Raw genomic sequence first — 19,803 nt, 5'->3', positions numbered from 1 at the left:
ACATAAAGGAGTTAACAAATAATGTATTTTGTTGATCGAGAAAAGATAGAGTTGACGCTTCGTTATATAGAAGAAAATATCGTTCTTTATAAGGAGAATACTTCCTGGGATACACCTTTAGAAAAAAAATCGTTAGAAAGAATTGCTGTCGGCATGATGGAAGGGATGCTTGATGTGGGAAATAGTATGATTGACGGATTTATCATGCGCGATCCCGGAAGCTACGAAGACATTATTGACATTTTAGAAGATGAAAAAGTGGTTACACAAGAGATGGCACAACAATTAAAGCATTTCATTCGTTTGCGTAAAAATTTGGTGCAAGAATACCTAGAAATAAATCATGAACAGCTTGAAAGTTCATTAAATCTGGTAATGGAGTCAGTTATAGCTTTCAGTACGCATGTTCGTAATTACTTGGAAAATGAACTTGGACCAGTATCAGCATTCAAGAATTAGATTGGGAAAGTGCTTTCGACATGAAAGCGCTTTTTTGTTTTCTCATAGCAAACTTGTTTCAATCCCATACTAATATGTGCTAACATAATTTCATTGCCTTTTTCTTAGAGTACAAATTGGAGTGTGACAATAGATGAAAAAATATCAAGGATATTTAATTGATTTGGACGGTACCATGTATCGTGGAAAAGAAAAAATTGAAGAAGCAGGTCATTTCGTAAAAACACTTTACGAGAATAACATCCCATACCTGTTTGTAACGAATAATTCTTCAAGAACTCCACAACAGGTAGCCCAAAAGCTACGTGATTTCGACATTCCCACTTTAGATGACCAAGTATTTACGACAAGTAATGCGACTGCAAATTATATTTATGAATATAAGCCTGATGCAAAAATATTTGTTATTGGAGAAGAAGGAATTAGAACAGCTTTAACGGATAAAGGGTTTCAACTAGTTGAGGAAAAAGCTGATGTAGTCGTGACAGGAATTGATCGTGGCATCAGCTATGAAAAGCTAGCTTTAGGAGCAATTCAAATCAGAAATGGTGCAAGATTTATTTCGACAAATGGAGATATTGCCATCCCAACTGAACGAGGACTTCTCCCAGGTAATGGTTCTCTTACCTCTGTGCTGACCGTTTCTACGGAAACCCAACCAACTTTTATTGGAAAACCGGAAAAGGTCATTATGGAACAAGCCTTAAAGGTGCTTGGAGTACCAAAGGAAGAAACATTAATGATCGGAGATAACTATCATACAGATATAATGGCTGGAATGAACGCTGGAATCGATACCCTTCTTGTTCATACTGGAGTAACGACAAAAGCCCATTTGGATACGTATGAAGAACAGCCAACCTACACAGTGGAATCATTGTCCTCTTGGATTCCGTATATTTAACAAAGTGCTGTTTTTAAATGAAATAGGGGCTGTCCAGATTCGTCTGGCAGTCCCTAAATTATGGATTCTTACTCTTATTCTGTATGAGCTGCTCGATGTGCTAGCCTGCTCGATGCGGCAGCCGCAATGGCCCCGACAATATCATCAAGGAAAGTATGAACTTTTCCAGAGTTTTTATCATTTAAACTTTCAAGAATACCTGGTTTTTGTTTGTCAATATAGCCGTAATTCGTAAAACCGATAGATCCATATACATTTACAATCGAAAGGGCAAGAACTTCATCTACTCCATATAGCCCTTCATCTTGCTGAAGTATCTTTAGCAGTGGCTCTTGAATTTTACCCTGTTCAGCGAGTATATCCAACTCTATGCCGGTTAGTATTGTGTTCTGAACTTCCCGTTTGGAAAGTACCCGATCCACGTTTTCAAGACATTCGGATCGTTCTAGGTTTGGATGATATTTTGATTGCAAAAAGTATACTAAATCCGCAATGTCATTTATGGTGACACCACGTTCTTCCAATAATCCCCTTGCCTTTTTTTCAACTTCGTCCATATTCTCGAAATTCTTCATATACTCACCCATCTTTTATAAAGTATTTGCTAATAGGGAAGATCCCTCTATCGCACAATTTGTACTATTGCTCCTTACACTTATTCCCTAAAATATAAGAAAAAATAGCTTTTTTCTTTACATGTGAAATATGCTTAATGGTTATGCATGTGTTTTTCTGCAAGTTTTATTCCCTTTGTTCATATAGTTGGTACTAGGAGAAGGAGGGAGAAACTTGAAACAGTTTATCTATGAGAATTATGATTTAAGGGTGGAAAGAAAACAAAAAGTCCGACATTATGAGGCTTTCTGGTCCAATCGTGTGCTATATATTATCGTACCTGTGGGTCACTTGGAGGAAGAAGAAATAAAGGAGTTGCAACAGGTAAGTGACTATATGATACGCACACACCAAGATATATATGTTTGTTCTTTTGTAAAAAATAAAAATGATTCCTATATAACAGAAATAGAAGGCAAGAAAGTTGCCATTTTTCGAATGCCTTATGATTACAGTTCACGCATGCTAGTAATTGGAAAGGACTTGGCGACCTTTCATAATCATGCAAGAAGCTATCCTGCAAAAGTAACATCAATTAATCGGATTGGGCAATGGAAAAATCTATGGGTGACAAGGATAGATCAAATGGAAAACTTTTTTAGAGAAAAGGTGAGAAGTAATCCTGTAGATTCGTTTGATTCCCAGTTCGTGGAATCATTTCCTTATTACTTAGGTTTAACGGAAAATGCCATACAATATTTAGTAGATACCGAACTTGATGACAGCCCGATGATGAACGATGCAGCAACCCTTTGCCACCATCGTTTTACGAATCTTACTTGGCAACAGGGGAACTGGATGAAACTACCCGTTGACTGGATTTTTGATCATGCCTGCAGAGATATTTCAGAATGGATTCGTTCAGAATGCCGTAAAGGGAACGAAATGAATCCAACAAAGATTCAAACTTTTCTTCAGGATTACGAGAGAATAGCACCACTCTCCAGCTTTTCCTGGCGACTTCTATATGCTCGTTTAATTTTCCCTATTCACTATTTTGAATGTGTGGAAGACTATTATACAAGTGGGCCTGGTACAGATAAAAAATGGCATGAAGATCGACTCCGAGGAATCCTGAAGTCCTCTTCTATTAATGAGCAATTTCTAGGGAATTTTTATGATCTTGCAGCTGTACCAGCAAAAACTTATGGAATACCCACCCTCGATTGGGCTAGTAAAAGGATGTAAGTGCAGTCATTTTCTCTATATAGGTATGTATCCCTGCAACAATGAGTGATAAAATAACAGGTAGACAAAGTACTAAATTACACAAAAGAGTAGCAGGGGGAGAAAGAGATGAGCAGGCCTTATGTTTTTGTTACTAGGAAAATTTCTGAAGAAGCTTTAGCACCGCTAAAAGATATTGCAGATGTACATTGTTGGAATAGTGAAAGTGAAGCAGTACCAGAAGAGGTGCTGGTAGAACATGCAAGGAAGGCAGATGCGCTTTTGACGATGCTTTCTGACAAAATAGATCAATCCTTGTTGAATATGGCACCAAACCTGAAAGTTATAACGAATCTAGCGGTAGGATATGACAATATTGATATAAAAGCAGCCGCTGAAAAAGGCATCGTCGTCTGTAATACACCGGATGTTTTGACGGAAACTACAGCAGACTTAACATTTGCCTTACTGCTTGCAACAGCAAGGAGAATTACTGAGTCCGAAAGGTATGTAAAAGAGGGGCTCTGGAAAAGTTGGAGTCCCTATTTATTAGCAGGATCAGATGTTCATCATAAAACACTTGGCATTGTAGGCATGGGGAACATTGGTCAAGCAGTTGCCAAAAGAGCAAATGGATTTGGAATGGACGTGCTATATCACAACCGGAGCCGTCATCAAGAGGCTGAACAGCAGCTGGGAGCAACATATGCTTCATTCACAGAACTTTTGAGAAAGTCAGACTTTGTAGTGTGTTTAACACCTTTGACAGAAAAAACTCGCCACCTTTTTAATAAACAAGCCTTTGAAGAAATGAAAAAATCCGCCTATTTTATTAATGTTGGTAGAGGACAAGTGGTGGATGAAAAAGCGCTCATAGAAGCACTTGAAAACAAGGAAATTGCTGGTGCGGGGCTTGATGTTTTTTATCAAGAACCAATTGAAGCAAATCATCCACTCTTGAAGTTTCCACAAGTGGTAGCCATTCCGCATATTGGAAGTGCAAGTGTAGAAACAAGAACTACCATGATGGAGCTGTGCTGTGCCAATATTATGGCGGTGCTAAAAGGAGAACAACCTAAAAATAAGCTTTAAGGTTAATGACCGTTTTGTAGTCTTCCAGTATTGGAGGAAAGACAAAGCGGTTTTTTATATGTTCTAAAAAAACTACTTTACTCTCCCAGTGCAGTAAACGCTTACAAGAGAATGAACAGAAATTTCCCCTTGTAAAAATGGTGATTACCACATATAATGTCCATTATATAAAAACAAATGTGCTTTACGAAAAGACAAATTACAATATTTTATTGGGGAGTGAAGCCGAATGAAGGGTATCTCAGTGGGTTTGTTAGGGATGGGAACTGTCGGATGTGGTGTCGTTAAAATTGTGGAAAATCATCAAGATAAACTAATACATCAAATTGGATGCCCTGTTAGTGTTAAAAAGGCACTCGTAAAGGATCTACATAAAGAGCGATCAGTTTCGCTGCAGCCTGATTTATTAACCTTACATTCAGAAGAAGTTTTGGATGATCCTGAAATTGACGTGGTAATAGAAGTAATGGGGGGAGTAGAGGATACTCGCCACTATATCTTAAGAGCGCTTCAAAATAAGAAGCATGTGGTAACCGCCAATAAAGATCTGATGGCGGTTTATGGATCTGAATTGCTGGCAGCTGCAGCAGAAAATAAATGCGATTTATTTTATGAAGCAAGTGTCGCAGGTGGTATTCCGATTTTGAGAAGTCTTGTGGATGGTCTTGCTTCAGATAGAATTACGAAGATGATGGGGATTGTGAACGGTACAACAAACTTCATTCTCACTAAAATGGATAATGAAGGCTCTCCCTATTTAGAAGTGCTTAAGGAAGCGCAACAACTCGGATTTGCAGAAGCAGATCCGACTGCAGATGTAGATGGTCTGGATGCTGCTAGAAAAATGGCTATCCTATCTACACTTGGATTTTCCATGAATATCGAACTGGATGATGTACATGTAAAAGGGATTAGTGCAATATCTTCAGAAGATCTTCAATATAGCAAAAAACTTGGGTATACGATGAAGCTAATTGGTATCGCACATCGCGAAAAAGAAAAAGTAGAAGTTAGTGTCCAACCGACTCTTCTCCCTAAAGAACATCCCCTTGCCAATGTGCAAAATGAATTTAACGCAGTGTATGTTTACGGAGAGGCCGTTGGAGAAACAATGTTTTATGGACCAGGTGCTGGAAGTCTTCCGACTGCAACAGCAATAGTTTCTGATCTTGTAGGGGTGATGAAGAATAAGCGCCTTGGCGTAAACGGAAAAAGCTGGGTGACCCCTCAGTTCCAAAAGAAGTTAAAAGAGAAAGAAGAGGTACAGGCAAAGCATTTTCTTCGTATTCACGTCAAAGATGAGGTAGGAGTGCTCTCCCAGATTACTAATATCTTCTCAAACAAAGGAGTAAGCTTTGAAAAGATATTACAGCTTCCATTAAAAGAAACTGCCCTATCAGAAGTAGTGGTAGTCACACACCATGCATCTTTACAACTGTACGAAAATCTCCTCGATGAACTGGAGAAATTGGATTACGTAGAAGAGATTAAAAGTAGCTATCGAGTCGAGGGGGAGGTGGCAGTATGAGGTGGAGAGGTCTGATACAAGAGTATCGAAACTACTTACCAGTAACTAAACATACTCCAGATGTCTCACTTCAGGAAGGCCAGACTCCTTTGTTGTTTTTAGAGAAGCTTTCAGACTCGTTAGGAATAGAACTATATGTGAAGGTTGAGGGTGCAAACCCGACTGGTTCTTTTAAAGATCGGGGAATGGCGCTTGCAGTTGCTAAGGCAAAAGAAGAAGGAAGTGAAACGGTCGTCTGTGCGTCAACTGGAAACACATCTGCTTCTGCAGCGGCATATGCAGCAAGGGCAGGAATGAAATGTATCGTAATCATTCCTGATGGAAAAATTGCACAAGGAAAGCTGGCACAGGCTGTCATGTATGGAGCGGAAATCTACTCATTGGATGGAAACTTTGATGATGCATTGCAGATGGTCCGGCGGCTTTCAGAAGAGTTGCCGGTAACTCTCGTAAATTCTCTAAATCCTTACCGAATTGAAGGACAGAAAACTGCTGCATTCGAAATATGTGATCAGCTAGGAAAAGCACCTGATATTCTATCGCTTCCTGTTGGAAATGCTGGAAATATAACAGCCTATTGGCGTGGATTTCAGGAATATCATGTGGAAAAAGGTACCGGCCTTCCACAAATGAGAGGTTTTGAAGCAGAGGGAGCGGCCGCGATTGTTCATAACAAAGTCATTGTTAATCCAGAGACAATTGCAACGGCAATCCGGATTGGCAACCCTGCAAGTTGGAAATATGCAGTGGATGCAGCAGAAGGGTCATTAGGTAAAATCGATTTTGTCACAGATGAAGAAATCATAATGGCTTATAAACTGCTTGCAAAAACAGAAGGTGTTTTTGCAGAGCCGGCATCAAGTGCATCTATTGCAGGTATTATAAAGCAGCTGAAGAGCGGGGAAGTGGAACAAGGAAAACAGGTGGTAGCAGTACTAACAGGTAATGGATTAAAAGACTCAGTTACCGCTACAGAGCATGCCAATGTCAAAGTAAAACAAATCAAAAATGACTACTCGGACTTAGTTCGTTCTTTTGAAGGTGTAACGGTATGAAAAAGCTTCAAGACGGATTCGTAATAAAAGTTCCTGGCAGTACTGCTAATCTCGGACCGGGATTTGATTCAATAGGAATGGCTGTTAGTAAGTATGTAACCATCTTTGTAAGCTTTGCGGAAGAATGGACATTTACTAATGTTCCTCCTCTAGTTATCAAGAAAGAGGAAAATATTTTATGGAAGGTATGTCAAGAACTTGAGAAGCTTTGGGGCGTAACCTCTCCACCTGCTCATGTATGGACGATGAGTGATATTCCCCTAGCCAGAGGCCTTGGGAGCAGTGCAGCTGCCATTGTCGGAGCAATCGAAATGATGTCCGTATTATGTAACAAACGCCTTTGTCCAGATGAAAAGCTACAATTGGCAGCCAAATTTGAAGGCCATGCTGATAATGTGGCAGCCTCCCTTTATGGAGGTCTCGTTATCTCGACATTAAAGGATGGAAACTGGGAGTATATTAAATTCCCAGTAGACGACATTGATTTAGTAGCTGTTGTACCAGATTATGAGGCAAAAACAAAAGATTCTCGTCAGTTACTTCCGAAAGTACTCAATTTTAGTGATGCTGTTAAAGGAAGTAGCAATGCCAATGTCATGCTGGGAGCATTTCTGCAAAAAAAATGGGACCTTGCCGGGAAAATGATGGAAAGCGATATTTTCCACGAACCCTATCGTCAAAAACTCTTTCCTAAGTTGATGGAATTAAAAAAAGCAGCAAAAAGCGCCGGAGCATTTGGAGTTACACTAAGTGGTGCTGGCCCCACAGCAATCTGCTTTTGTGAACGAGGAAAGAGTGGGAAGGTCATTCAAAAAGTTGGATCAGAGTTTCCAGAGCATAAAGTAGAACTACTTCAAGTAAGTAAAGTAGGAAGTGAAGTACATTCCAATTGCTTAAGTCATGTTGCCTCCATATGAAAAAACCGGAAAGCTGACAAATTGCCAGCTTTCCGGTTTTTACTTATTAAAATACTTGTTCTACTTCAACGATACCTGGAACTTCTTCAAGTAAAGCACGCTCAATACCTGCTTTTAGAGTAATAGTAGAACTTGGGCATGAACCACATGCACCAAGAAGACGCAATTTTACAATGCCGTCCTCCACATCTACAAGTTCGCAGTCCCCTCCATCACGTAAAAGAAACGGACGTAATTTATCTAGTACTTCCTGAACTTGCTCATTAATATCAGCCATAGTTATCGCTCCTTTCCTTACATAATTCTATTATAAAGAAAATAACTGAAAAAATCTATCGCTCTGCACTGGGTCTTTTTAGGAAACTTACTGTTTTCATTAACTTAATTGTGGTTATTTAATGTAAGTAAGTTGAATTCTAATTTTTACTAGGTGAGTGGTGCCTCCAAAGGTTTTCAAAAGAGCATTTCTTGGATTAGGTTTGGAGAATTGCATTAAAATTTTGCAAAAGATTACTTAAGGTTTCCCGAATACCTCGAAAGGTGACGGCGATTCAAAATTGCTTTCTGTTTGAAATCCTTTGACTAGTGGGATTTTTAAAGGTTTTCTAAACACCATCAAAGGTTCGTCGAACACCTCGAAAAGTTTAGGTAATAGCATCAAAGCTTTGCACAAGACCACCAAAGGTTTCTGAAAGAGCTCGAAAGGCGGCGACAGTTAATTTAAAAACAAACAAACTGGCTGAAAAACTTGAACTCCTTTAATTTAAATGCTTGAAAATCTTACATAAAGTAAAATATTTTATGAAAAGTAAGCGTTTTAAGGTAAAATGGAGAAAAACCTGTAGTAGTTGGGAGATGACATCTATGAAAAAAATCGTTGAAATTTGCGTATACGGTGCAGAGGTGCTATGTCCAAGCTGTGTGAACCTTCCATCAGCAAAGGAAACTTACGAATGGCTTGAAGCTGCGGTAGCAAGAAAGTTTCCTGGTCAAGATTTTTCCATCTCTTATATAGATATTTTTAATACAGAAAATTGTGAAGAGGCAAAAAAGGATTTTGCTAAAAGAGTAGTGGATGAGGATATGTTTTATCCGGTAGTTGTCATAGAAGGTGAGATTGTTGGGGAAGGCAATCCTAAACTAAAAACCGTTTATATGGAAATGGAGAAGTATGGCTATACTGCTTCATAACAAAGGGATAGAGGGCGAAATTGTTCGCTCTTTACCCATTTCTCCTCGATTTCAAAAATTTTATTATAGGCTTTTAGAACATTGGGTTAAAGGTAAGTATTTAAGGTAATTTAATCGTCTTTGGATTATAAGAAAGCAATGGGGTAGATTCAAATTCCAGAATACGAACTAGAAGTGGATGTGCATATTATTTCATAATCCATTATTAAAGCCCTTCTCAATTGAGAGAGGGGCTTTCCTTTTATACTAGTTCTTTATTAATTTTGCACCTTGTACTTTAACTGCAAAATCTGATTCACTTACATTAACATAGCCTTGTCCTTCAAAAATCTCATTTGCTATAATGTCTTCAAATCCCATTGAAACTCTACTTGCTCTTTCAACATACGCCATACCAGTAACTGTGTCTGTTACTTCTACTTTATATTGACCTGGTTCAATATCTATCCCAACAAGGTATATACCATCCTCTACCTCTGCTTGGATGTTCTTCTCTAATTCTTCATAAACTACTTTGGTTAACTCTGCACCTTGAATTTTAACTGCAACATCACCTTCTAAGATTTCAACGTAGCCATCGCCAGTCAAAACAATATTGGCAATGATATCATCAAATTCCATAGATACATCGCTAGCTCTTTCAACATAAGCCATACCTGCAAATCCAGTTGCTACTGCACGGTATAGACCAGCTTCAATATCTTCACCAACTAAGTAAGTTCCATTAGTAAATGTTTGCCCACTTGGTTCCTCAGTTGCCCCTTCTTCATTTGTATCTTCACCATCATCAGAAGAATCATTATTGTCGGATGAGTCATTTTGATTGTTTTGCGTGTCAGTGGATGCAGGCGTTGAACCGGATTCTGCTACAGGATCTTCAGTACCGCCAATTGCAATTCCTATCACTATAATGACAGCTATTAGCCAAACCCACCATTTTTTATAGAATGGTTTTTTAATTTTTTCTTTCTTCATAGTAAATCCCCGTATATAATATTATACTCTGTTTATTTTAACATAATATTCCCAATGAAGTGTAAAAAAGGTAAATTTAAATAGACTAAATTTAATAGTTAAAGAAAACAACCCTTCTTGACAGTCAAGAAGGGTGTAATAACTAATTCAATTAGATTTTTGTAGGTAAATGAAAAAGTGAAAATAAATAGTTAATGTTTATAGACTTATGAACATTACCCATTATGATACTTATACATCCACAATATCCCTGACTTTAACAACCTGGCAACCCTTCCAGTTAAAGGACGTTCATTAACTAGTCCAAAACCGTGCTTTTTACCAAGTGAACCTAAAACGCCTTTAAGCTTGATTGCAGGGAATTCTTCTGGAGGAGCTTCACCGTTCCAACGTTTTTGTAAAACTTGAACGATTTGTTCTGCTTGTCCCTCTGCAAGCTGGGCACTTGGAGCGTGAGGTAAGCTTGCACAATCACCTACAACATAGACATTCTCAAAACCAGGAATGTTATGTTGTTTTGTTAAGACAACACGACCTTGATTATCTTTTTCGACATCAAGCTCCCGTACCACTTTGTTCGGCTGGATACCTGCTGTCCATACAATAACATCACAATGAACAGGCTCACCATGGTTAAATAATGTGTTTTCCTCGACACAGGTAATATTGGAGCTATTCACCACTTCTACACCATGTGTTTCAAACCAATTTTGAACATACTTGCTAAGTCTTTCTGGAAAGCTGGATAAGATGATATTTCCACGATCGAATAGTTTAACGGTTAAATCGGGACGGCTCTCGTGTAGCTCACTAGCAATCTCTACTCCACTTAACCCTCCGCCAACTATTGCTACTACTTTGTTTGCAGGAAGATCATTTAGTGCTTGATAAGCCTTGCGGGATTTATTAATGGTTTGGATACTATAGGTATGCTCTTCTGCACCTGGAATATTGTGATACTTATCCTCACAGCCAAGACCAATCACTAAATCATCAAAGTTAAGAGTACTACCGTCTTCAAAATGTATTGTTTTTCCCTCTATATCAACTTTTGTCACTTCTCCGTATTTTACAGAAAGCCTTTCATGTTCAGGGAAAGATACCCGTACATGGTGGTCTGAAATCGTTCCCGCAGCAAGTGCATAAAATTCTGTTTTTAAACTATGGTATGGTGCGCGATCTACTAATACAACCTCAACATCAGCAGGTAATTGATTGGGAAGCAAGCGATGTAATATTCGCATTCCACCGTATCCAGCACCGAGCACAACAAGTTTTTTCATAGCAGCCAAAACCCCTTTTCAAGCTAGTAAAGATCTCTAAAGTGTCATTATTTTTTTACTAATCTAGTATTCTAAGTAAACCTATATGTGAAAAAGCAAACATAATATGATAAAATTGCGCTTTCATTCAATAAAATGTATAACACGATTAAATAAAATAACATTAAAAGTATATCGAAATTATGACAAAATAACAACATTCTTTCCAAAAATGTTTTGTGAAAACAAGTCTTCATTATTGACGTTGACAGGGAAAAAAGGTAGCATGAAAGTGCAATAGAGAGGTGAAAATATTGAAGCCAATCATCGAATTTTGTATAAGTAATCTGGCCAGTGGATCACAAAAAGCTAGAGAAGAGTTGGAAAAGGACCCAAACCTTGATATAGTCGAATACGGCTGTTTAGGATATTGTGGCAAATGCTTTGATCAACTTTTTGCTCTTGTCAACGGTGATGTTGTGGCAGGTGAGACACCTGAACAGCTGGTGGATAACATATATATTTATTTGGAAGAAAATCCTATGTTTTAAGAACAGCCCTTCGTTTAAGGGGCTGTTCTTTTTTATATGCCGAAATAGGTACTAAAGAACCATTAGTATTCCCGATTTGGAAATAAATAAGTGTAAAAGACCTATAAAACAATTGCGGAATTTCATGAATCCGTACATTAATTTCTAAAAGTTGGGGAATTTATTTAAAAGGAGCACTATAAATTCGTATTGTTACATATTTACAAAAAAAAGTTCTTTCAAACGCTTTCATTTCGTAGTAAAGTGTAGTGGTGATGGTTAGATGTCAGACGACAAACAACTTGCAGAAATTTCTAATAGAGGTGAATTTTATGAATAATTTCCTTTGGGGATTAATGGGGATTGCAGTTGTATTTGCAATTGCATTTCTTTTATCTGAAAACAAGAGAAAGATCAAAGTCCGTACTATTTTGGGTGGATTAGCCATTCAATTATTATTTGCATTTATTGTTTTAAAATGGGAAGCAGGAAGAGCTGTTTTCTTAAAAATAACAAACCTTGTACAAAATATCATTAACTATGCTAATGAAGGAATAGGGTTTTTATTTGGCCCAGTATTAGGTAATCCAGGAGAGGCAACAGGATTTGTATTTGCGTTCCATGTCTTGACTATCATCATTTTCTTCTCTGCCTTAATTTCCGTACTTTATTATATTGGTGTCATGCAAATCGTCATTAATTTAATTGGTGGTGGACTTGCAAAGCTTTTAGGGACAAGCAAAGCAGAATCACTTTCCGCTTCTGCGAATATTTTCGTTGGACAAACGGAAGCGCCGTTAGTAATTCGTCCATACCTTGCAGGCATGACTAAATCCGAGCTTTTTGCCGTTATGACAGGTGGACTAGCATCTGTGGCTGGTTCTGTTCTATTCGGTTATGCAGCGCTAGGTGTACCATTGGAGTATTTACTCGCTGCAAGCTTTATGGCAGCACCTGGTGGTTTAATCATGGCAAAAATGCTTGTACCAGAAACGAAAGATCCTGCAACTTCAGAAAATGCTTCTGTTGTAGACACTGAAGACGAAAAACCTACAAACGTAATAGATGCTGCGGCAAGAGGTGCATCTGATGGCTTAAAGCTTGCTTTAAATGTAGGAGCAATGTTACTAGCCTTCATTGCAATCATCGCATTGATTAACGGTATTATGGGGGGAATTGGTAGCTGGTTTGGTGTTCCACAGCTTACTCTTGATTTTATTTTAGGATATATATTTGCACCATTTGCCTTTGTTATCGGTATTCCTTGGAGTGAAGCAGTAGCTGCTGGTAACTTAATTGGACAAAAACTTGTGTTAAATGAATTTGTCGCTTATACCACTTTTTCCGGTCAGTTTGACATGTTCAGTGATAAATCCATCGCTGTTATTTCCTTTGCACTTTGTGGATTTGCCAACCTTTCTTCTCTTGGTATCCTATTAGGGGGATTAGGGAATTTAGCACCAAGTCGTCGTCCTGACATTGCAAAATTAGGTATACGTGCCATCATCGCAGGTACTCTTTCTAATTTCTTAAGTGCTGCAATTGCAGGTATGTTCTTGTTCTAATATTTTAACCCTTCATTAAAACTAGAAAAACCCATGTTATCCTGTTTCGAATTGAAACATTGGATACATGGGTTTTTCATATAAAACGGGGGATATTTCTATTGTGTTCAATCTTCTATGTATTTATACTTGAAGAAATAGAAATTATTATTTGGAGGAATAAGTATATATGCGCTCCTTTCAATTCACTAAGATGCACGGATTAGGAAACAATTATATATATGTAAATATGTTTGAAGAAAGCTTGGAGGAGAACGAATTATCCCAACTTTCCGTTCAAGTGTCTGATATTCATACTGGAATTGGATCAGATGGAATGATTCTTATTTGTCCTTCTGATATTGCCCCAGTTAAAATGAGAATATTTAATAATGATGGTTCTGAAGGAAAAAACTGTGGAAATGGCCTTCGCTGTGTAGCAAAGTATGCATATGAACACGGTCTAGTTCAAGAGACTACTTTTCAAATTGAGACATTATCTGGATGTGTGGAAGCAGAAGTAGAAGTCGAAAATGGCAAAGTATTCAATGTTACTGTTGATATGGGACAGCCAAGATTATCATCAAAAGACATTCCAATTATAATGGAAGAAAAAGAGATGATAGTGGCAGAACCATTTGAAGTTGAAGGAGAAAAATACTCTATCACAACAGTATCTATGGGGAATCCACATGTCATTTTTTATGTAGACGATATTTCAAAAGCTCCACTCACGACATTAGGACCTGTAGTGGAAAAAGATCCACGTTTTCCAGAAGGAGTAAATGTAGAGTTTATAGAAATAGTGTCAAATACAGAGCTGCATTTTCGTGTGTGGGAAAGAGGTTCAGGAATTACACAAGCATGTGGTACTGGAGCATGTGCCGCAGTAGTGGCTTCTGTTCTTAATGGTAAAACACATAAAAACGAAGAAACCGTTGTACATCTTGCCGGTGGTGATCTATTCATAACTTGGACAGAAGATGGGACAGTCAAAATGCGTGGTCCAGCAGCAACAATCTGCACCGGAACTTTCTTTTATTAAGGCTCTTTTCTGAAAGATTGCTGCTACTTCCTATAAAAAGTCGACTTCTTGACTTTTTATCTGCATGTTGCTTGAAAACTTGACCTTTAATTTATACTAAATGGAAGGAAAAGAGCACGACAGCAGCTATTATTATGATTTTTTATTAAAATTCGATAAAGCAACAAAGTTTGCGAAAACAGCCTTTATTAAAGTTGTACACAGCATTTGAATAATGGCACACCACTGCTTGCCCTACTTGCATATACTATGGAAAGCAGTAAAATTGAGAACCTCTCCATTAAAAGTTATAATAGAACAAAGGATTTGGAAATTCTTTAGGAGGTGTTATTTATGACTCAAGTAGTTACAATTACGGAAGCGGCAGCTTTTCAAATAAAAGATATGATGAAAGAACACGGCAACGAAAATGTTTTTCTTCGTGTAGGAGTTAAAGGCGGAGGATGTAGCGGCCTATCCTATGGAATGGGCTTTGAAGAAGAAAAAGGCGACAAAGACCTAGAATATGAACAACACGGCATAAAAATTCTAATCGATGATGAAAGCAAGCCAATTCTTCAAGACGTTAAAATTGACTTTAAACAGTCGATGATGGGCGGCGGCTTCACCATCGATAACCCGAATGCGATTGCGAATTGTGGGTGTGGTTCTTCCTTCAGAACGGCGACGGAAGCTGGGAAGCCGGAAGAGTGTTAAGGAATTTAAGTTATTTAAAAAGCCTTCTCAATAGTTTAATGTACAATTACATTACTATATGAGAAGGTTTTTTTATGTCTCAGAAAAGGTAGAAAAAAAATCATGCCTCTTTTAAGGAGTTTGTTTCACTACGGATAATATTCTAACGGGTCGAGTTATGTAAGGAAAAGATAATACACAGAATAAAAAACACTTTATTTACACAAGAAGTAGGGTGTTATTCCCAGTTGTTATTTACTCTAATAAACTTCTCTTGTTGAACTATCGCACCAGTTAGATTTAAAGCTATCTTAATGGTTCTCCAGAAACTATATGCCAATGAAGATGTTTGGAGTCCTGATAATCCCCCAAGTTGGTAATTACTCTACAAGCTTCGTTTTCCTCAGTAACCATAGTCGCAACCTTTTTAATTACTTCCATTAGCTCTAACAATAATTCGTTATCACTTTCTTCCAATGCTATTAAAGATGGGATATGTATCTTAGGAATTGCAACAATATGGACTGGATAAAAAGGTCTTGTATGATAGTATGCTAGTACATTATCTGTTTCAAAAACTTTATTTACTTGTGTTTTACCACTTAATACTTCATCACAATAAAAATCTTCAGTCATCTTATTCCTCCTAAATATCATTTGATTTTCTTATAAATTGTTCTTTTCCTTTGTTAAACAAACCTGATTTGTTAGTCGAACAAAGAATTTACTTATACTTATATTAACATTAAATTCCAGTGTTTTTGTATTGATTTTGAAAAGATAAATAAAGCTTTATTCGCCTGGTTTATTTTGGAATATGATGTTGTTCAGCAAAAATTAGCTTTCTGTACCAACAATCAATAATAAAGAATCATCGTACCAAAAGGGATTTTCTCTCCCAAAACTTAACCTATTAATTGTATTCAATGTATTTATTTTTGTTTGGACAGCACCATATTCAATAGTATGATAAGAATTGGAAGTGAAAAAATGCGGAATGGGGTAAAATTTTGAGAATCGATCTTTATTTCCATGATTACAAGGATAAAAGTGAAACGAATCGTACAATAGAAGTTCTGAATATATTCTTAAATCAACAGATTGTTATGAATAACTACAGCAGTGTTTACAATAGTATTTCATTTAAGTTTTTGAACAATCCTTCGAAGAAACGAGAAGCTAAAGTACGGCTGCCATATGGGGTTCATCCCGAAGTAGAGATTCTGTCAACCTTTAATGAAAATGAAGTTTTGTCAGTTGAGACATTTCAACATGCTTTGCAGATGATTCAAGAGGCAGTAGTTAGAATTCCTGAAGCTCCATCTAAAGAAGAATTTGATTTTGATGTAGAAGGGCTTATTAAAGATATAATGGTAGCTACCAAAAATGCACCTAGTTCAGTGGAGGCTCTAAAATATTTAGAGAATAACCAAAAGAAACTCACTCTACAAAATAGGACGAATTTCAGATTAAGAGTAGTAGAGAATTTTAGAAAAGATCCAAGACCTTTAGATACAGAGCTTATAGGAGTACGGATTGCGGATGATTTTTTCTATAAAGATGAAGAGGTTGGTTACTACAAGAATATGCTTGAAATAATCATATCTGATGTACTTCGTAGGTACGATATTTTATTGCCTCGTTATCAGGAAATCTTTTTGGAGTTAGTTGGATCACTGGAGGAATCTACTGAAATTAACTTTCAAAAGGATGATTGGTTTCAATATACCCCTGCCATCTTTGATTATGAAAAATTTAAACAATCGTCTAAACCTGAAAAAGAACAAATATTTATAGATAGTTTAATATATGGGTTAAGATATATTACAGATTTTGACCATTTAGAAAAAGAGAAAATGGAATCTGCCATAGGATACATACAGAAGCATAAACTGCAAACACCACTAATTTATATGACGAAAGAAAATGAAGAATATGAGGTGAATATCCAATATAAGGTGACTAGCATCGTTGGAAACCTAATTAAAGCGAATTATGACTTGTATATTCGCCAAAAAGCATCTGGAGAAGAACGTGTGCTATCACTTGGAACATTTCAGCCATTTTTTGTGCCATATGCATTGGGGACGATTCGCTTAACTAAAAAACAAGTCACCATCAAAGGTAGATCTGGATTAAGAGCAGAAATTTATCGTATGAGTGAAAAGGCACCAAGTGAGCACAAGTTCCAATTTCAAGAATTGTTTGGAAAATAAGAGTAATTCATTTCACAATCTCCATCACAATGTTGTACATTCAATCATCGTGATGGAGGTTTTTTTATTTATTATTCTGAATATTTGTAGTATTTAGTAGTATCTTGTAGGGACAATTATAAGATGAAATGAAGGCAGTCCCAAAGGTTTACTTTGGACTTTTTAATTTAAAGCAACAGGAGGGGTAAATTTGATCCTTTTTCGTAATGTGAACAAGCATTTTGGGGATTTTCACGTATTGAAAGATATTAATCTAACAATAAATCGAGGGGAAGTTGTGGTCGTTATTGGTCCTTCAGGATCTGGAAAAAGCACGTTATTACGATGTATTAACCGCCTTGAGGGGATTACTGATGGTGAGCTTTTTGTAAATGAAACACCAATCCATCACAAGAAGACAAATATAAATAAAGTACGGCGCGATATAGGTATGGTTTTTCAGCATTTTAATCTTTATCCACATAGAAAAGTAATTGATAATATTACGTTGGCTCCTAAAAAAGTTGTTAAAGTAACGGATGAAGAAGCAAAAGAAACAGCGATGCGATATTTACATAAGGTTGGAATTCCAGACAAAGCAAATTCGTTTCCAGCACAATTATCAGGTGGTCAACAGCAACGTGTAGCTATTGCAAGAGGTCTTGCGATGAAGCCTACCGTAATGCTTTTTGACGAACCTACATCCGCACTCGATCCAGAAATGATTGGAGAAGTTTTGGATGTTATGAAAACACTTGCCCGCGAAGGTATGACGATGGTTGTTGTGACACATGAAATGGGTTTTGCAAAAGAAGTGGCAGACCGAATCATCTTTATGGATGAAGGTCAAATTGTAGAAGAAGCAATTCCTGCCGAATTCTTTTCTAACCCGAAAGAAGAGCGAACTCGTACGTTCCTCAGCCGTTTATTACATTAAATAATAGAAATGAAGGCGCCGGCATTGCGACGTATAAATGGGAGCGCTTTGATAGGAATGGAATAGTAGGGGTAGAAGCAAATCTATTACTTTCGTGGTAAAAGCGTGTAGTTTACTAGTAGCAGGCGCCTAAAATTAATAAATGTACAATTATTAAAGGGAAGGGGTAATTATGATGAAAAGAAAATTATTCTTGGGTGTATTATCATTTGCAATTGTCTTAGTTTTAGCAGCCTGTGGTGGAGGGACTACTTCAGGGGATGGAGATGGTTCCACATTGGATGCAATTAAAGAAAGAGATGAATTTGTAGTTGGTGTTAAATTTGATACAAAGTTATTTGGTTTACAAGATCCTGGAACAAAAGAAATTGAAGGTTTTGATATTGATATCGCAAAAGAAATTGCCAAAGATATTCTAGGTGATGAGAAAAAAATCAAATTAGTAGAAGTAACATCTAAAACGCGTATTCCTATGCTAAATAATGGGGAAATTGACGCTATTATTGCAACGATGACCATTACGGAAGAGCGTAAAAATGAGGTTGGTTTCTCTGATGTATATTTTAATGCGGGTCAATCATTATTAGTGGAAAAAGGAAGTCCTATTCAAAGTATTGAGGATGTAACAGAAGGAGTGACTGTTCTTGCTGTAAAAGGTTCCACTTCGGCAGTTAATATCCGTGAACAAGCTCCAGATGCAACAGTACTTGAATTTGAAAACTACCAAGACGCATTCTTAGCTCTAAAAGCTGGTCAAGGTGACACCCTAACAACAGATAATGCTATTCTTTATGGGATGGCACAACAAGACCCTAACTATGAAGTAGTTGGTGGCACGTTCACAGATGAGCCTTATGGTATTGCTGTGAAAAAGGGTGACGATGAGTTTGTTAATAAAATCAATGAAATTTTAGCAAGTCTGAAAGAAAGTGGAGAATATGACAAGCTCTATGAAAAGTGGATTGGTGAGACTCCAGAAGATTAATTAATAGAAAAGGATAGGAGAATATAAGCTCCTATCCTTTTCAAAAACCATTGTATCCAATTTTCAAACAGGAGGATCCTTTCGTGATTAACATTGAAATTTTAGTCAACTATTGGGATATGTTTTTTGAAGGGTTTCGAAATACCCTTGTTGCCAGTATGATAGCTCTTGTTGGCAGTTTTGTGCTCGGCACTATTATTGCTGTTTTTCGGATTGCCCCTATCAGACCTCTAAATTGGTTGGGAACAGCATATGTTGAGTTTATCCGTAATATCCCACTGCTGCTTATTGTGTTTTTATTTTATTTAGGATTCCAATTAGGTGGATTTACAGCTGGGACTTTAGGGTTAATAGTTTATACTGCAGCATTTATCGCAGAATCAATCCGTGCCGGAATCCTCTCTATTCCAAAAGGACAAACTGAGGCAGCACGTTCCTCTGGTTTAACCTATATTCAAACTATGCGCTATATTATTTTACCTCAGGCTTTTAAGATTGTTATTCCTCCACTTGGAAATCAATCAATAAATCTAGTGAAAAACTCTTCAATACTTGGGGTCGTCGCTGGTTTAGATCTCATGTATTATGCGGATCTCGTATCGTCGCAGACTTATGTAGTGTTTAGTGTTTATATTTTCGTTGCACTATTCTATCTAGTTATTACTATACCACTGAGCTTTATAGTCGAATATTTAGAACGTCGACTTTCAGCCAGTCATTAAGGAGG

The 19,803-nt window shown here is 37.3% G+C and carries 20 protein-coding genes and 1 pseudogene; 16 read left to right on the top strand and 5 right to left on the bottom strand.

The features are described from left to right. Positions 1-21 precede the first annotated feature (21 nt). Positions 22-459: a DUF86 domain-containing protein gene (locus tag LRP81_RS09155; protein ID WP_230500960.1), complete on the top strand. Its 438-nt coding sequence runs from the start codon at positions 22-24 to the stop codon at positions 457-459. 133 nt (positions 460-592) lie between these two features. Beyond that, positions 593-1,363 (top strand): TIGR01457 family HAD-type hydrolase, encoded by a 771-nt coding sequence (locus LRP81_RS09150; RefSeq protein ID WP_230500959.1) that lies wholly within the window; start codon positions 593-595, stop codon positions 1,361-1,363. 74 nt (positions 1,364-1,437) lie between these two features. Here LRP81_RS09150 and LRP81_RS09145 read toward each other — a convergent pair whose 3' ends face one another. After that, positions 1,438-1,920, bottom strand: a complete 483-nt coding sequence (locus LRP81_RS09145; RefSeq protein WP_230501001.1) for a phosphatidylglycerophosphatase A family protein — start codon at positions 1,918-1,920, stop codon at positions 1,438-1,440. A 232-nt stretch (positions 1,921-2,152) separates the two neighbouring features. On the opposite strand from LRP81_RS09145, the gene yutH reads away from it, so the two are divergent. From yutH to thrB, 5 genes are all read left to right on the top strand, one after another. After that, positions 2,153-3,166 (top strand): spore coat putative kinase YutH, encoded by a 1,014-nt coding sequence (yutH, locus tag LRP81_RS09140; protein WP_230500958.1) that lies wholly within the window; start codon positions 2,153-2,155, stop codon positions 3,164-3,166. 108 nt (positions 3,167-3,274) lie between these two features. After that, positions 3,275-4,237, top strand: coding sequence for a 2-hydroxyacid dehydrogenase (locus tag LRP81_RS09135; protein ID WP_230500957.1), 963 nt, complete (start codon positions 3,275-3,277; stop codon positions 4,235-4,237). Between the two features lie 229 nt (positions 4,238-4,466). After that, on the top strand, positions 4,467-5,765 hold the full coding sequence (locus LRP81_RS09130; RefSeq protein WP_230500956.1) for a homoserine dehydrogenase: 1,299 nt from the start codon (positions 4,467-4,469) through the stop codon (positions 5,763-5,765). Continuing rightward, positions 5,762-6,820, top strand: a complete 1,059-nt coding sequence (gene thrC, locus LRP81_RS09125; RefSeq protein ID WP_230500955.1) for a threonine synthase — start codon at positions 5,762-5,764, stop codon at positions 6,818-6,820. The genes LRP81_RS09130 and thrC overlap by 4 nt, the downstream gene beginning before the upstream one ends. Beyond that, positions 6,817-7,737: a homoserine kinase gene (gene thrB, locus LRP81_RS09120; protein WP_230500954.1), complete on the top strand. Its 921-nt coding sequence runs from the start codon at positions 6,817-6,819 to the stop codon at positions 7,735-7,737. Before thrC ends, thrB begins: the two co-directional genes overlap by 4 nt. 46 nt (positions 7,738-7,783) lie before the next feature. On the opposite strand, the pseudogene LRP81_RS09115 reads toward thrB, so the two are convergent. After that, positions 7,784-8,073 (bottom strand): annotated as a pseudogene (locus tag LRP81_RS09115) (NifU family protein). A gap of 528 nt (positions 8,074-8,601) precedes the next feature. On the opposite strand from LRP81_RS09115, the gene LRP81_RS09110 reads away from it, so the two are divergent. After that, entirely contained in the window at positions 8,602-8,928 is a 327-nt protein-coding gene (locus LRP81_RS09110) for a YuzD family protein (RefSeq protein ID WP_230500953.1), read from the top strand. A 246-nt stretch (positions 8,929-9,174) separates the two neighbouring features. Here the strand turns inward: LRP81_RS09110 and LRP81_RS09105 are convergent, their stop codons facing one another. Beyond that, positions 9,175-9,903, bottom strand: a complete 729-nt coding sequence (locus tag LRP81_RS09105; protein WP_230500952.1) for a hypothetical protein — start codon at positions 9,901-9,903, stop codon at positions 9,175-9,177. Positions 9,904-10,118: 215 nt separating this feature from the next. Beyond that, positions 10,119-11,186 (bottom strand): NAD(P)/FAD-dependent oxidoreductase, encoded by a 1,068-nt coding sequence (locus LRP81_RS09100; protein WP_230500951.1) that lies wholly within the window; start codon positions 11,184-11,186, stop codon positions 10,119-10,121. Positions 11,187-11,476: 290 nt separating this feature from the next. Between LRP81_RS09100 and LRP81_RS09095 the strand changes: the two genes are divergently transcribed. The 4 genes from LRP81_RS09095 to LRP81_RS09080 all read left to right on the top strand — a co-directional run bounded on the left by LRP81_RS09095 (position 11,477) and on the right by LRP81_RS09080 (position 14,980). Continuing rightward, entirely contained in the window at positions 11,477-11,716 is a 240-nt protein-coding gene (locus LRP81_RS09095) for a YuzB family protein (RefSeq protein ID WP_230501000.1), read from the top strand. 311 nt (positions 11,717-12,027) lie between these two features. After that, positions 12,028-13,260, top strand: a complete 1,233-nt coding sequence (locus LRP81_RS09090; protein WP_230500950.1) for a NupC/NupG family nucleoside CNT transporter — start codon at positions 12,028-12,030, stop codon at positions 13,258-13,260. A gap of 169 nt (positions 13,261-13,429) precedes the next feature. Then, on the top strand, positions 13,430-14,284 hold the full coding sequence (gene dapF, locus LRP81_RS09085; protein ID WP_230500949.1) for a diaminopimelate epimerase: 855 nt from the start codon (positions 13,430-13,432) through the stop codon (positions 14,282-14,284). Between the two features lie 333 nt (positions 14,285-14,617). Then, entirely contained in the window at positions 14,618-14,980 is a 363-nt protein-coding gene (locus LRP81_RS09080) for a HesB/IscA family protein (protein ID WP_230500948.1), read from the top strand. Between the two features lie 285 nt (positions 14,981-15,265). Here LRP81_RS09080 and LRP81_RS09075 read toward each other — a convergent pair whose 3' ends face one another. After that, a complete protein-coding gene (locus tag LRP81_RS09075) occupies positions 15,266-15,595 on the bottom strand; it encodes an HIT domain-containing protein (RefSeq protein WP_230500947.1) in 330 nt (109 codons plus the stop codon). Positions 15,596-15,969: 374 nt separating this feature from the next. Between LRP81_RS09075 and LRP81_RS09070 the strand changes: the two genes are divergently transcribed. From LRP81_RS09070 to LRP81_RS09055, 4 genes are all read left to right on the top strand, one after another. Beyond that, positions 15,970-17,175: a hypothetical protein gene (locus tag LRP81_RS09070; protein WP_230500946.1), complete on the top strand. Its 1,206-nt coding sequence runs from the start codon at positions 15,970-15,972 to the stop codon at positions 17,173-17,175. Positions 17,176-17,365: 190 nt separating this feature from the next. Further along, on the top strand, positions 17,366-18,091 hold the full coding sequence (locus tag LRP81_RS09065; protein ID WP_230500945.1) for an amino acid ABC transporter ATP-binding protein: 726 nt from the start codon (positions 17,366-17,368) through the stop codon (positions 18,089-18,091). A 175-nt stretch (positions 18,092-18,266) separates the two neighbouring features. Beyond that, positions 18,267-19,076: a transporter substrate-binding domain-containing protein gene (locus LRP81_RS09060; RefSeq protein WP_230500944.1), complete on the top strand. Its 810-nt coding sequence runs from the start codon at positions 18,267-18,269 to the stop codon at positions 19,074-19,076. An 83-nt stretch (positions 19,077-19,159) separates the two neighbouring features. Next, complete coding sequence (locus tag LRP81_RS09055; RefSeq protein WP_230500943.1) at positions 19,160-19,798, top strand: amino acid ABC transporter permease; 639 nt, start codon at positions 19,160-19,162, stop codon at positions 19,796-19,798. Positions 19,799-19,803: the final 5 nt, after the last annotated feature.

The organism is Sutcliffiella rhizosphaerae, from assembly GCF_917563925.1.
GTDB lineage: Bacteria > Bacillota > Bacilli > Bacillales > Bacillaceae_I > Sutcliffiella_A > Sutcliffiella_A rhizosphaerae.
This window is presented reverse-complemented; position numbering and strand designations above follow the sequence as displayed.